Source organism: Claveliimonas bilis (assembly GCF_020892095.1).
Lineage (GTDB): Bacteria > Bacillota > Clostridia > Lachnospirales > Lachnospiraceae > Claveliimonas > Claveliimonas bilis.
Map to the genome: position 1 here is coordinate 13,325 of NZ_AP024845.1, position 13,623 is coordinate 26,947.

Consider the following 13,623-nt stretch of genomic DNA (forward strand, 5'->3'; position numbering starts at 1 on the left):
TTTTCTTGATTTATCGCATTATAAATCAGGCATATCATGCTTAATATAATCTGTACAATTGGACAAATCACTCCTATTTTTTATCCATCATTAGCTCCTCCATAAATTAGGATTTATACACCGAATCCATTTGTTAATCCGATAAAAACTAAAATCATTCCTGCTATTCGTATTCCCTTTTTCACTTTTTCTTGTTCTAAATCTGTTATATTTATAGGATATACAGGGTTAATGAAAAAAACAAGACCTGTAAAAGCCCATGCAAGATTATAGTATATATCCTTAGCCAACCATAAAGAACTTATAAATCCCACAATAACCAAAGTCATAGTAACGATTATTTGCGTTCGGAAATTTATCCTCATTTTCGACTTCTCCTTAAATTCCAATCTGTCGCGCCACTTTTCTTCATTATACCATTCCTTTATTTCCCTGTCATTTTATTTTCTACACATGCAAAAAGAGAGCAGAACATCATCTGTCCACTCTCTTACCAACCGTTTTACATGCCTTATTACTTCACACCATATCTCTCCCAAACGCAAAAACCGCCCTTACTTGTGATACGGCTCCCCATTTATGATCCTGAATCCTCTGTATATCTGTTCCAATAGGATTACCCTCATCAGCTGATGCGGAAAAGTCATCCTGGAAAAGCTTAAAGCGAAATCAGAACGGTCCAATACTGCCTTACCAAGGCCGATAGAGCCGCCGATCACAAAAGCAATGCTGCTCTTTCCCTGGATGCCAAGCGTCTCAATCTTGTCCGCCAGCTCTTCTGATGTCAGCATTTTCCCTTGGATTTCCAGTGTGATCACATACATATCATCTTTGATATTTTTCAAGATCCTCTCTGCTTCTTTCGCCCGTATTCCTTCCTCTACTGTTTCACTGGCCTGATCCGGCGTCTTCTCATCAGCTACTTCTATAATTTCCAGCCTGCAATATTTTCCCAATCTCTTCGCGTACTCTGCAATAGCATCCTTTAGGTATTTCTCTTTTATCTTTCCAACGGAAATGATAGTTATTTTCATCCGGACTTTTCTCCTTCATTTTGGCATTTTCATACTCGTACTTTCATTATGTCTGCATGTAAGAACAGCTCTTACGTACAGAGAAAAACAGGAAGACCTTTTGATGGATCTTCCTGCATAGTTTATCTTGTCTATTTCTGTGACAGCAGTTCATGGATTCCTTTTGCTCCTGCTTTTCCGGCTCCCATAGCAAGAATAACAGTCGCTGCTCCTGTTACGGCATCTCCTCCGGCAAATACACATGCCTTGGAAGTCTGTCCGTTTTCTTCTTCTGCAACGATACATTTTCTTCTGTTGGTTTCCAGACCTTTTGTCGTGGAAGCAATCAACGGATTTGGCGAAGTACCCAGTGACATGATAACTGTATCTACTTCAATCTCATACTCTGATCCCGGAATTTCTACCGGACGGCGTCTTCCGGATGCGTCTGGCTCTCCCAGTTCCATCTTGATCACTTTCATGCCTTTTACCCATCCGTTTTCATCCACAAGAATTTCCTTCGGATTTGTCAGAAGATCAAAAATAACTCCTTCTTCTTTTGCATGATGAACTTCTTCCACTCGAGCCGGAAGCTCTGCTTCGCTTCGGCGGTACACGATATGTACTTCAGCGCCGAGACGAAGTGCTGTTCTTGCAGCATCCATAGCAACGTTTCCGCCTCCGATGACTGCTACTTTCTTACCTGCAGCGATCGGTGTATCGTAAGAATCATCAAATGCCTTCATTAAGTTGCTTCTTGTCAGATATTCATTGGCTGAAAATACGCCGTTTGCTGTTTCTCCCGGAATGCCCATAAACATAGGAAGGCCTGCTCCTGACCCGATAAAGACAGCCTCGAAATTTTCTTCTTCCATCAGCTGGTCGATCGTTGTTGACTTTCCGATCACAACGTTTGTCTCAAATTTCACACCCAGCTCTTTTACCTTTTCAATCTCCTTTTTTACAACTTTTTCCTTCGGAAGACGAAATTCGGGAATACCATATACCAAAACGCCGCCAAGCTCATGAAGAGCCTCAAATACCGTTACATCGTAGCCAAGCTTTGCCAGGTCCCCTGCACAGGTAAGTCCGGATGGGCCGGAACCGATAACTGCGACCTTGTGCCCGTTCAGCTTTTCTGCCTTTTTCGGTTTAATATCGTTTTCCAGAGCATAATCTGCAACAAATCTTTCCAGTTTACCGATAGAAACCGGCTCCCCTTTAATTCCCCGAATACATTTGCACTCACACTGTGACTCCTGCGGACATACACGACCGCAGATAGCCGGGAGGGCAGAAGACTCTCCGATCACTTCATACGCGCCTTCAATGTCTCCTTCTTTTACTTTTGAAATAAATCCCGGAATATTAATGGAAACCGGACATCCCTGGATACATTTTGCATTCTTGCAGTTCAGGCAGCGTGCTGCTTCCTCCATAGCTTCCTCTTTATTATAGCCATAACATACTTCTTCAAAATTTGTCGCTCTTACTTTTGCGTCCTGTTCTCTGACAGGAACTCTTTTTAACATATCAGCCATTAGTTATCACCTCCGCAGTGGCCACATCCACCATGGTGGGTATCGCCTTCCTGTAATTTAAGTAATGCTCTTCCTTCCTGTGTCTTATACATCTGTTGTCTCTTCATCGCTTCATCGAAGTTTACCAGATGTCCGTCAAACTCCGGTCCGTCTACACAGGCAAATTTAATTTCATCTCCAACATGAAGGCGGCAGGCTCCGCACATTCCGGTACCGTCTACCATGATCGGGTTCATGCTGACGATTGTTGGAATCTCCAGTTTCTTTGTCAGCAGACAGACAAATTTCATCATGATCATAGGCCCGATAGCTACACAGACGTCATATTTCTTTCCTTCATTTACCAGTTCTTCTACCATGGTTGTCACCATACCAGAATGTCCATAGGAACCGTCATCTGTGCAGGGATAATAATTTCCGGAAACTGCTTTCATCTCCTCTTCAAGGATCAACATATCCTTTGTCTTTGCTCCCACAATAACATCAGCATCTATTCCATGCTCTTTCAGCCATTTTACCTGGGGATATACCGGAGCTGCTCCGACACCGCCTGCAACAAACAGCATCTTTTTATTTTTCAGCGAATCCAGATCTTCGTGGACAAACTCTGAAGGACATCCAAGCGGTCCGGTAAAATCACGGAATGCATCGCCTTCTTTCAGATTTGTCATCTTTTCTGTTGAAGCTCCTACTGACTGGAATACAATTGTGATCGTGCCTGCTTCTCTGTCATAATCGCAGATGGTAAGAGGAATCCTTTCCCCTTTCTCATCTATTTTTACAATTACAAACTGCCCCGGCTCACAGTGTCTTGCAACACGAGGCGCTTCCACGTCCATAAGATAAATCTTGTCAGCCAGTTTTTCAGCCTTTACTATCTTGTACATCTCGCTTCCTCCTAAATATTCATACTTATTTTATAATAATGCAATTGTGAACAAATATCAATATTTTCCCTAAATTTACAAAAAGATAATCAGTACCTATTGAAGAGTCATACATATCCATCTGCTTTTTCAGTACTGCAAAACATGAGGCAGGTGCCTTCTCAAGCGCCTGCCTCATGTTTTATCGGCTTTTAGAAATCAACTTCTACACCGTAATATGTACATGTGAGCAGTTTTTCCATTGTAGCCGGATCGATAGAACGTGGATTGGAGCCTGTACATGCATCACCGACTGCCAGTTCCGCAATTTTGGCCACCTTTTCTTTAAATTCATTTTCATCAATTCCAAATTCTTTCAATGTCTTTGGAATATTCAATTTAACATTAAATTCATCAATCTTTTCACAGAGGCTGTTAATAAGTGCTTTTTCAGATGTTCCATCCAGTCCCATGCGGCGGGCGATCTCTGCGTAACGTTTTGCAGCAACCGGATCTTTTGCATTGTACTTAATGACATATGGCAGGTAGATGGCATTGGCACATCCATGTGGAATATGTCCGGTTGAAAATGCTGCACCTGTTTTATGGGCCATAGAATGAACAATACCAAGCAGTGCATTGGAAAACGCCATTCCAGCCAGACACTGTGCATAATGCATCTGCTCTCTTGCCTCCATGTTGCAGTTATAGGATGCCGGCAGATAATCCAGTACCATCTCTATTGCCTGCAAAGCAAGTGGATCTGTGAACGGTCCGTTCAGGGTAGATACATACGCTTCAATTGCATGTGTCAAAGCGTCCATACCCGTATAAGCCACCTGTTTTACAGGAAGTGCCGCTACAAGATCAGGATCAACGATAGCTACATCCGGTGTAATGTTAAAATCTGCAAGCGGATATTTTACACCTGTCTGGTAATTTGTAATAACAGAGAAAGCCGTAACTTCTGTAGCTGTTCCCGATGTGGATGGAATTGCAGCAAACTTTGCCTTTTGACGAAGTTCCGGGAAATTAAACGGTGTACACAAGTCTTCAAAGGATGTATCCGGATATTCATAAAATGCCCACATTGCCTTTGCTGCATCAATTGGAGAACCTCCGCCCATAGCCACGATCCAGTCCGGCTGAAAGCTTCTCATGACTTCTGCACCTTTCATAACTGTCTCTACAGAAGGATCCGGCTCAACACCTTCAAAAACCTCTACTTCCATTCCTGCTTCTTTCAGATAATCAACCGCCTTATCAAGAAAACCCTGGCGTTTCATAGATCCGCCGCCTACAACAAGGATGGCTTTTTTCCCTTTCAGGTTTTTCAATTCCTCCAGACTGCCTTTTCCATGATAAATATCTCTTGGTAAACAAAATCTGCTCATGTTTCGCATCTCCTTTTAAGATTGATAAAAATTTGTTGTTCCTGTTAATTATTTATCAATATTATAACTCTCTATTTATGGACATGCAATAGTATTTTTAAAAAAAGGAGATAAATTTAATAAACCAGTTCATAGTTCCTTGTAGTAACAGCTGTAAGCCTGCCTTTTCCATTAACGAGCACTGCCTTGAAAATCGTACTTCCCTGTGGCATGTCGATAGGTTCTGTATACTGCGTTGAGTTTTCTGTTGGATTACTTTTATCTGTCGTATAATATGCCGTGTAACCTTCCGGAACCTGGATCACGATCTGTGTCGGTTCGTCATACTGTCCTGTCGATGGCGAAACTGCCGGGGCATCCTCAATAGGAAGTTCAACTGTGTATTCTTTTGTTTCAGCAAGGCTTGGAATCCCTTCTTTGTTCACGGAAATTGCCGATATCGTCGTTGTTCCTTCTGAAATCTGGATTGGTTCACTGTATTTCGTACTGGAAGTCGTCGGTTCTGTTCCATCTGTTGTATAATAGATTGCTTCTCCATCGGATTCCAGTGTCAGCTGCTGCACATCCTCAAATACTTCTGAATCATCAAGGCTGAAGGAAGGCGCATCTGAAATATATTTACTTAAATCCTCACGCACACTGTCTTCGGCGTCCTCCAAAATCACTGAAGCTTCCTGGGGCTGCTTGGTATCAATATAAAACTGAATGGCAGCTTCATAAATTTGTGATTCTGACGGATTACTGTCAATAGCATCAAGGAACATTTCCTCTGCTGTTTCCTGTTCATCCTGCGCCATATAAACATCCGCAAGACCGGTATATGCTTCCGCCCTTTCTGGTGATTTTTCTATTGCGTTCTTATAATATCTTTCCGCCTCGTCATAATTTTTCTCTGACGCTGCCTTTTCTCCTTTCCGCACCTGTCCTGCATAGGAATTTTGATACAGAAAGAAGATACCTGCTCCTACTGCAACCAAAAACAGGATAAGCAAAATGATAATTTTTCTTCTAAGCTTTTTTTTCTTGGCTCTTTTCCTTTCTGCCTGACGTTTTCTTCTCTCCCTTTCCAACGCCGGGTCAACGGAAGTCCTTCCGGTTCTTCTTCCGGAAGATGTATTCCGCGTCAACGTATTTTCTCTGGAGTCTCTCCTCTCCCTTGCTCCATTTCTTTCTCTTTGCGCGGAACTTTTCCGCCTTCCCTGTATACTGGCTGTATGATATTCCTCATAATCATAGTCGTCCAAGGGACGTTCACTGCCATCAATTGCCCCTTTCACCTGTGCGGCAAGCACATCATCTAACGGATTATAGTCCGGCACAATCTGTACTTCTTCTCCGCACTCCGGGCAATACAGCTCCCCAGATGGGATTTCGCATCCGCAGTATCTGCATTTCATCGTCCGATACCCCCTGTTAATTTATTCCGAAGTACGCCAACAAGGCAGGCATTCTCCCCCTGCCTGCCAAGTCGTGTATGATATTGTTTCTGGTTACTGTTTACTGATATTTTTTTTCCTATTCTGCCTGTCATTCGGGGCATATTCCTCTCTCCTTAGAACAGTCCTGTGATATTCCCCTCATCTGATACATCGATTCCATTTGCAGCAGGTACTTTTGGAAGTCCCGGCATTGTCATGATCGCGCCAGTTAAAGCAACAACGAATCCGGCGCCGGCGCTCACATATACTTCGCGAATGTGTATATCAAAGTCCGTCGGCCTTCCGAGTTTTGTTGCATCGTCTGACAGTGAATATTGATTCTTTGCCATACAGACCGGAAGTTCGCCAAAGCCCATATTTTCAATTTTGGCAAGCTGTTTTTCCGCCGTCGGCTCGTAAATAACTCCTCTTGCTCCATAGATTTCTTTGGCGATTGTCTCAATTTTTTCTTTCAAAGATAATTCGTCTTTATATAATGGATGGAAATGACTTTCTTTCTTCTCCAGTGTATCCAGTACTTTTTCTGCCAGCTGAACACCTCCATCTCCGCCTTTCTCCCATACTTCAGAAAGAGCAAATTCACATCCTCTCTCTTCGCAGAAATGACGGATAAATTCGTTTTCAGCCTCTGTATCTGTCACAAAGGAATTGAGTGTTACGATAACAGGAACATCGTATTTCTGAATATTTTCAATATGTTTTTCAAGATTTACAATTCCTTTTGCAAGGGCTTCCAGATTTTCTTCTGAAAGTTTATCCTTTGCAACTCCTCCATTATACTTCAAAGCACGCACAGTTGCAACTAAAACTACTGCATCCGGAGAAAGTCCTGCTTTCCGGCACTTAATATCCATGAATTTTTCAGCTCCCAGATCTGCTCCGAATCCTGCCTCTGTGATCGTGATATCACTCAGTTTCAGCGCCATTTTTGTGGCACGTACACTGTTGCAGCCATGTGCAATATTGGCAAAAGGCCCTCCGTGAACCAAAGCCGGAGTATGTTCCAGCGTCTGAATCAAATTGGGTTTAATGGCATCTTTCAAAAGGGCGGTCATGGCTCCTGTGGCGTGAAGGTCATCTGCCGTAACAGGTTCGCCTTTGAAGTTGTAGGCTACAATGATTTTGCCAAGTCTCTTTTTCAGATCAAAAATATCATCAGCAAGACAAAGGATTGCCATAATTTCAGAAGCGACAGTGATGACAAAATGATCCTCTCTTACCATTCCATCTGTCTTCTTCCCCAATCCTACCACTATATTTCTAAGAGATCTGTCATTCATATCCAGACAGCGTTTCCACACAACCTGTCTCGGATCAATACCAAGCTCATTTCCCTGCTGGATATGATTGTCCAAAAGCGCCGCCAAAAGATTGTTGGCGGATGTGATCGCATGGAAATCTCCAGTGAAATGCAGATTCAGATCTTCCATCGGCACAACCTGAGCATATCCTCCGCCTGCTGCGCCTCCCTTGATTCCAAAACACGGTCCAAGAGATGGTTCTCTAAGGGCAATCAGCGCTTTTTTCCCAAGCTTTGCCATTGCCTGTCCAAGTCCGACTGTAGTGGTTGTCTTACCTTCCCCTGCCGGAGTGGGATTGATCGCTGTAACAAGAACCAGCTTCCCGTCTTTTTTATCCTTTATTTTTTCCCACAGTTCATCTGAAAGCTTTGCCTTATATTTGCCATAAAACTCCAGATCTTCCTCCTGAATCCCTATGGATGCTGCTACTTCTTTGATGTGAGCCATCTGCGCTTCCTGCGCAATCTGAATATCTGTTTTCATTTCCCTTCCCGTCCTTTCCTTTGTTCTTTATATGTATTCATCAATGAACTGTTCAAATTCTTCCATTGACATTAATACCTTCCTTGGCTTTGTACCTTCTTCCGCACCGACTACGCCTGCCTCGCAGAGCTGATCCATAATGCGGGCCGCCCGGTTGAATCCTATTTTAAAAGCGCGCTGCAGCATACCGATAGATGCTTTTTCTTTTTCAATGATCAGTTTTCCCGCCTCTACAAAATGAACATCTCTTTCTTCTTCCTCTGACGATCCGGCAATGCCTCCTCCGGATGAAACTCCGGCCGCACTGGTATTTACATGAGTTACGACCTCTTCGTTGTAGGCGGCTTCCCCATTTTGCTTTTTCAGATATTCTACCACATTCTGTACTTCTTTGTCAGATACAAATGCCCCCTGCACTCTGGCCGGCTTCTGATATCCGGATGGATAGAACAGCATATCACCTTTTCCAAGGAGTTTCTCAGCTCCGTTCATGTCGATGATCGTACGTGAATCCACACCTGAAGATACAGAAAATGCAATCCGCGACGGCATATTTGCCTTGATCAGACCGGTAATGACGTTGACAGAAGGTCTCTGCGTTGCAAGGACAAGGTGAATGCCGGCCGCTCTTGCAAGCTGTGCCAGACGGCAGATTGCCTCCTCCACTTCTCCCGGTGCAACCATCATAAGGTCTGCAAGCTCATCCACGATAATAACAATCTGCGGCATTTTCTTTGGAATATCCTCTTCTTCCGAATGTCTTGCCTTTTCTGCGGCCTCTGCCTTTTCATTAAATCCTTTCAGATCCCGGACATTATACTGTGCAAACAGCTGATAGCGCTTTGTCATTTCCGCGACTGCCCAGTTGAGTGCCCCGGCTGCCTTCTTGGGATCTGTCACAACCGGGATCATCAGATGGGGAATGCCGTTGTACACGCTAAGCTCCACCACTTTCGGGTCAACCATGATCAGCTTTACTTCATCCGGAGTCGCCTTATACAAAATACTCATGATCAACGTATTAATGCAGACAGATTTTCCTGATCCTGTAGCTCCCGCCACCAGTAGGTGAGGCATTTTTGCAATGTCTGTCACCACTGCTTTTCCCGCAATATCTCTTCCTGCCGCAAATGCCAGTTTGGAACTGCTGTTCTTAAATTCTTCAGATTCCAGCAGATCCCTTAAATTTACCACTGCGTTTTCTTTATTTGGCACCTCGATCCCAACAGCTGCTTTCCCTGGAATGGGCGCCTCGATCCGTATATCCGCCGCTGCCAGATTGAGCTTGATATCATCAGTGAGCCCTACGATCTTGCTGACTTTTACCCCCTGTTCCGGCTGCATTTCATAGCGGGTTACCGAAGGTCCGCAGCTTACATTGGTAATGGTTACATTGACTCCAAAGCTGTGGAGCGTCTCCTGAAGCTTACGGGCTGTCTCCCTAAGGTGAGCATCGGAATCTCCCCCTCCTTTTTTCCCTCGTGTAAGAAGGGAAAGAGGCGGAATCTTGTAGACCTTTTTCGGCTTCGCCTCCGCCGCTTCGACTGCCTGACTCACCATAGCCGCCTCATCCGCCACAGCCGCTGCTCCCATTTTTGTTTTCTTCCCTCTGTTTTCCTCTGCCGGCGCCGGAACCAAAATCTGCTCTTCCAATGGCTCCGCTTTTGCTGTCTCCGGTGCCGGGATTTCTTCACTGTCCGGCAGTAATTCTTCATCGGGAATATCCGGAACTGTGGCGCGGTTAATGACAAACTGCGGCTCTTCTTCCCGGATATTTTCTGTCGGCGCCGGTTCTTCCTCCGGTGTAAGTTCTCTAAGATCAGGAGACTTCTTGGCATCTTTTAATGTTGTATCGAAAGATACCCCTGATACCAGTCTGTCCTTTCTTTTTGCTTCACTTTTCTCTTCTTTTTTCTTCTCTGCTTTTGCATCAAGAAGTCCGGCTTTTCGGGCTTTTTCAATTTCCTTTTCTTCCTCCTTGATCCGATTAAGGCGACGGGTCTCGTGAAGTTCCCGGCGCCGCGCCGCATCCTCCCGCGCTCTGCCGTACGCCTGTCCTCCCCGCTCCGTTACACCTTTCAGAGCAGATTTTCCTGTAATGATCACCATACAGATGATCATCAGAATGATTACAACAACATAAGTTCCTGCTGTACCGATGGCCGGAGTGAGAATCCCCGCCAGAAAGTTGCCGAGCATTCCGCCTTCCAACACCAGAAGTTCCAGAAAGGTGCAGATCAGGATAAAAAGCATAGTTGCTGCCCCGGTCTTTATATAAGCACTCCTGTTTCCTTTATTGGAAACTGTAAAAGCAACGCCCCCAAACAAAAGAAAGGGCATTAAATAAGCACCGTAACCAAACAGATCATACAAAAAGGAAGAGACTGCCTCCCCTGCAAATCCTCCCAGGCCAAAATTGCTTAAAAGCAGAAGAATACTGACTGCAAGTGTAAGCCATATGGTAATTTCATCAGCCACAAAGCTCTGCTGTACGTTCTTCTTTTTTTTCGTCGGGCTTTTCTTTCGCCTGTTTCCCGTCTTTGAAGCCATAATGTTCCCCCTTATCAATTTATCAATGTGAGCTTTTTGCGAGTTCTTTCATTTCTCTTGCATTTTCACGGACAGCCTCGGTAATCTTTGCACCTCCGAGAATCCTTGCCAGTTCATCCACAGATTCCTCATTGCTTAGCAGACGGATGCCTGTCCTTGTCCTTTCATTTTCCACCGTCTTTTCAATCACATAATGAGCGTCTGCCATGGCAGCGATCTGTGCAAGATGGGTAATGCAGATTACCTGATGGCTTCTGCCTATTACCGCCATTTTCTCCGAAACTTTCTGTGCCGTGCGTCCGCTGATCCCTACATCAATTTCATCAAAAATCAATGTGGGGATTTCATCTTTATCCGCCATAACTGCCTTGATGGCCAGCATAATCCTGGAAAGTTCTCCTCCTGACGCCACTTCCGAAAGCGGTTTGACCGGCTCTCCCGGATTCATGGATATCATAAATTCCACATCATCTCTTCCGGATGAAGTATACTCCGGAAGAAGGTCAAAAGCAATCTCAAACTGTACATTTGCAAAATTAAGATCCTTAAGTCCTCCCTGGATTTTTTTTGCAAAAACGGCGCTTTCCTTTTGCCGCAAATCTGTCAGCTTCTTTGTCTGCCTATCCAATTCATCTTCCGCTTTTTGGAGGCTGCTCCTTAACTGTTCCAGATAACAGTCATAGTCATTTAATACTTTAAGCCGTTCTTCCTTCTCTTTGCAGTAGGTCTGAATTTCTTCAATACTGTTTCCGTATTTTATTTTCAGCCGGTTAATTTCATTGAGCCTCTCTTCCGTCTGTGCAAACTCTTCTTCTGAAAAATCCAGGCTCTTACTGTAGGCAGAAAGTTCCCGGTTAAAATCATTTAATAAACTGTCAATCTCTATCAGCTGTTCGTACAGGCCGCCGGCCTGTTCATCCATTCCTGCCGCATCAGCCAGGCAGCGGATCGCTCTGCTGATGGATTCGCTGGCACTGTCACTGCTCTCACTTGTGTGACCGTGAGCCTCGTTTACTCCCGCTACGATTTTCCGGCTGTTTACCATGCGGCGGTAGGCTTCCTCCAGTTCCTCATCCTCACCTTTTCTAAGCCCTGCCTCAGTAATCTCTTTTATTTCAAATTCCAGAAAGGAGAGTTCCTTTGCACGCTCTGCTTCATCTTTGTCCGCCTGTTCAAGCTCTTTTTTCCATTTTTTGTATTCCGCATAGGCAGCTTTTACCTGCTCTGCTGTCTTTTGAATCTTGTCCGCTGCAAAATTGTCCAGGATTTCCAGCTGTTTTTTCTTGTAGAGAAGAGACTGATGCTCGTGCTGTCCGTGTATATCGATCAGAATGCCGGCCGCTTCTTTCAGAAGGGAGATCGGCACTGTCTCACCATTGATCTTGCTGGTACTCCTGCCTTCCATTAAGCGTCTGCTAAGCACCACTTCTCCCTCTTCCGGATAGATGTCCAGTTTGTTCAGCTGCTTTTCCTGTTTTTCATTTTCTATTGAAAAGGTCAGTTCCACAAAACCATACTGTGCACCCTTTCTTAAAATATCTGTCGAATACCGGGCTCCAAGCGCAAGGCTGACCGAACCAAGAATAATAGATTTTCCCGCTCCGGTCTCCCCTGTCAGTATGTTCAGCCCTTCTTTGAAATCCACTTCAATTTCATCGATCAGAGCCAGGTTTTTCACATGCAGATTCTGTAACATATGTCCTCCTAAGTGCCCTTATAAAACAATCTTACTGATTTTATCCATAACGCTGACAGTATCTTCCACACTGCGGATGGCACACATGATCGTGTCATCTCCAGCAATACTGCCTACGATTTCATTCCATCTCATTGCATCCAGAGCGGCGCACACAGCACTCGCCATACCGGAGACTGTCTTGATCACTAAAATATTCTGTGCCATATCCATGGAAACGAAACCATCTTTCAGAACACGGATATATTTTTCACTCATCTCTGATTCATCCTTCTGGTGGACAGCATATCTTTGCTTTCCATCGTCAGTAGGTACTTTTGTAAGCTTCAGGTCACGAATATCCCTTGAAACTGTAGCCTGGGTTACTTTAAATCCCTCTTTATTCAGATATTCCGCCAGTTCTTCCTGCGTTTCAATGCGGTGTTTATTGATCAGTTCCACAATCTTCGCATGTCGGTTGATTTTCATTGTGCTAGTTTCCTTTCATTTTCCTGCGTAATATTTCCAAAAAGCTGACTTTGCTTAATTTCATGAGCTTTGTCTCATGTTGGGATTTTGTAATAGTCACTTTATCTCCCGTTCTCAATTCTACCACATCTGCTCCGTCAAAGGTAACAAAAACCTCTTCTTCTCTCCCGTTTCGTCCTTCTCCTATCTCAATAACAATCTCATCTTCTGCCGGAAGAACGATACTGCTGGTATTGAGAGCATGAGAACAGATAGGGGTCAGAACGATCATGGATGCTGTCGGTTCTACAATCGGACCTCCTGCAGACAGATTATACGCCGTAGACCCTGTGGGCGTTGATACGATCATACCGTCAGCCTCATAAGAATTTAAAAAAGCGCCATCCACATAGATATTGAAATGGATAACCCGAAGGTCTCCTTTCCTGGAAACTACAATGTCATTGAGGGCAATGTCGCTGTCTGCTTTTTCAAAACTCCCCTCCAGCATCATCCGGCTTTCAATCTGGTAATTTCCATCCAGGATTTTCCCAATAGCCTCGTCCAGATCAGAAATCTCCACTTCCGTAAGATAGCCTAAAGTGCCCATATTAATGCCAAGTATAGGAATTTCGCTTTTTACCAGTCTTGCCACTTCTATCAGGCTTCCATCCCCACCGATAACAATGGCGCAGTCCAGCTCCCGGGGAACTGTGTCCGGTATGATATTTTTCTTTTCATCTTTCTGTGCTAAAAGACATGTTTTTCCGGCCCTTTTCAGTATATCACAAATATGTCTCGTTATTTTCCTGTCTTTGTCTTTTCCGTCATTGGTGACTATATAAAACCGTTCCATTTTTTACCTCACTATCTTTTCCTTCTATTTGCCGTAT

General features: G+C 44.2%; 11 protein-coding genes. All 11 read right to left on the bottom strand.

Features of this window, described 5'->3' with window-relative positions; translation table 11 throughout:
- Positions 1-113: 113 nt before the first annotated feature.
- Entirely contained in the window at positions 114-365 is a 252-nt protein-coding gene (locus EUBC25_RS00115; RefSeq protein ID WP_230106234.1) for a hypothetical protein, read from the bottom strand.
- Between the two features lie 189 nt (positions 366-554).
- The gene (rlmH, locus tag EUBC25_RS00120) at positions 555-1,034 is read right to left on the bottom strand and encodes a 23S rRNA (pseudouridine(1915)-N(3))-methyltransferase RlmH (protein WP_230106235.1); all 480 of its coding nucleotides are present in this window, start codon (positions 1,032-1,034) and stop codon (positions 555-557) included.
- Between the two features lie 131 nt (positions 1,035-1,165).
- Complete coding sequence (gltA, locus tag EUBC25_RS00125; protein ID WP_230106236.1) at positions 1,166-2,554, bottom strand: NADPH-dependent glutamate synthase; 1,389 nt, start codon at positions 2,552-2,554, stop codon at positions 1,166-1,168.
- Positions 2,554-3,441 carry a sulfide/dihydroorotate dehydrogenase-like FAD/NAD-binding protein gene (locus EUBC25_RS00130; RefSeq protein ID WP_230106237.1) on the bottom strand — a complete coding sequence of 296 codons (888 nt, stop codon included), beginning with the start codon at positions 3,439-3,441 and terminating at the stop codon, positions 2,554-2,556. The genes gltA and EUBC25_RS00130 overlap by 1 nt, the downstream gene beginning before the upstream one ends.
- A gap of 191 nt (positions 3,442-3,632) precedes the next feature.
- On the bottom strand, positions 3,633-4,814 hold the full coding sequence (locus EUBC25_RS00135) for an iron-containing alcohol dehydrogenase (RefSeq protein WP_230106238.1): 1,182 nt from the start codon (positions 4,812-4,814) through the stop codon (positions 3,633-3,635).
- Between the two features lie 116 nt (positions 4,815-4,930).
- Positions 4,931-6,211 carry a chitobiase/beta-hexosaminidase C-terminal domain-containing protein gene (locus tag EUBC25_RS00140; RefSeq protein WP_230106239.1) on the bottom strand — a complete coding sequence of 427 codons (1,281 nt, stop codon included), beginning with the start codon at positions 6,209-6,211 and terminating at the stop codon, positions 4,931-4,933.
- Between the two features lie 155 nt (positions 6,212-6,366).
- Positions 6,367-8,037, bottom strand: a complete 1,671-nt coding sequence (locus EUBC25_RS00145; RefSeq protein WP_230106240.1) for a formate--tetrahydrofolate ligase — start codon at positions 8,035-8,037, stop codon at positions 6,367-6,369.
- Between the two features lie 27 nt (positions 8,038-8,064).
- Positions 8,065-10,587, bottom strand: coding sequence for an FtsK/SpoIIIE family DNA translocase (locus EUBC25_RS00150; RefSeq protein ID WP_230106241.1), 2,523 nt, complete (start codon positions 10,585-10,587; stop codon positions 8,065-8,067).
- 22 nt (positions 10,588-10,609) lie between these two features.
- A complete protein-coding gene (gene recN / locus EUBC25_RS00155; protein WP_230106242.1) occupies positions 10,610-12,283 on the bottom strand; it encodes a DNA repair protein RecN in 1,674 nt (557 codons plus the stop codon).
- Between the two features lie 18 nt (positions 12,284-12,301).
- A complete protein-coding gene (argR, locus tag EUBC25_RS00160; protein WP_230106243.1) occupies positions 12,302-12,751 on the bottom strand; it encodes an arginine repressor in 450 nt (149 codons plus the stop codon).
- Between the two features lie 4 nt (positions 12,752-12,755).
- Entirely contained in the window at positions 12,756-13,586 is an 831-nt protein-coding gene (locus EUBC25_RS00165; protein WP_230106244.1) for an NAD(+)/NADH kinase, read from the bottom strand.
- Positions 13,587-13,623 lie beyond the last annotated feature (37 nt).

Bases quoted from the DNA above. Each gene is read 5' to 3' on its own strand.
- EUBC25_RS00115 (WP_230106234.1), bottom strand. From the start codon at position 365: ATGAGGATAAATTTCCGAACGCAAATAATCGTTACTATGACTTTGGTT.
- rlmH (WP_230106235.1), bottom strand. From the start codon at position 1,034: ATGAAAATAACTATCATTTCCGTTGGAAAGATAAAAGAGAAATACCTA.
- gltA (WP_230106236.1), bottom strand. From the start codon at position 2,554: ATGGCTGATATGTTAAAAAGAGTTCCTGTCAGAGAACAGGACGCAAAA.
- EUBC25_RS00130 (WP_230106237.1), bottom strand. From the start codon at position 3,441: ATGTACAAGATAGTAAAGGCTGAAAAACTGGCTGACAAGATTTATCTT.
- EUBC25_RS00135 (WP_230106238.1), bottom strand. From the start codon at position 4,814: ATGAGCAGATTTTGTTTACCAAGAGATATTTATCATGGAAAAGGCAGT.
- EUBC25_RS00140 (WP_230106239.1), bottom strand. From the start codon at position 6,211: ATGAAATGCAGATACTGCGGATGCGAAATCCCATCTGGGGAGCTGTAT.
- EUBC25_RS00145 (WP_230106240.1), bottom strand. From the start codon at position 8,037: ATGAAAACAGATATTCAGATTGCGCAGGAAGCGCAGATGGCTCACATC.
- EUBC25_RS00150 (WP_230106241.1), bottom strand. From the start codon at position 10,587: ATGGCTTCAAAGACGGGAAACAGGCGAAAGAAAAGCCCGACGAAAAAA.
- recN (WP_230106242.1), bottom strand. From the start codon at position 12,283: ATGTTACAGAATCTGCATGTGAAAAACCTGGCTCTGATCGATGAAATT.
- argR (WP_230106243.1), bottom strand. From the start codon at position 12,751: ATGAAAATCAACCGACATGCGAAGATTGTGGAACTGATCAATAAACAC.
- EUBC25_RS00165 (WP_230106244.1), bottom strand. From the start codon at position 13,586: ATGGAACGGTTTTATATAGTCACCAATGACGGAAAAGACAAAGACAGG.